A 303-nucleotide genomic window follows, 5' to 3' on the forward strand; every position below is an offset into this window, starting at 1 on the left:
GCCCGCCCCGCCCGGTGGCGGCCATGACGGAGGCCGCCGACCGCGTGTGCCAGCAGGTGCGGGCGACCCATCTGCGTACTGCCGCGAGCGCGCTGCCGGACCTCATCGCCGACTTGACCCACGTGGCGCTGACCTCTCCGTCCACGGAAGGGTGGCGGGCGCTCGCTTCCGCCTACCGGTCCGCGCACGACGTGGCCCTGAAGCTGGAGCACCGGGATCTCGCCGCTCTCGCGCTCGACGAGCAGGACCCGCCCGTCGTGCGAGGCGACGGCGACGCGGCTGCCGTCGGGGGCCACCGGCGCC

The 303-nt window shown here is 76.2% G+C and carries 1 protein-coding gene; it reads left to right on the plus strand.

The window, feature by feature from the left end:
* Positions 1-23: 23 nt before the first annotated feature.
* On the plus strand, positions 24-303 hold a 280-nt coding region (locus ADL15_RS22335; RefSeq protein ID WP_198170958.1), incomplete at its 3' end, for a hypothetical protein.

This window comes from Actinoplanes awajinensis subsp. mycoplanecinus (genome assembly GCF_001509495.1).
GTDB lineage: Bacteria > Actinomycetota > Actinomycetes > Mycobacteriales > Micromonosporaceae > Actinoplanes > Actinoplanes palleronii.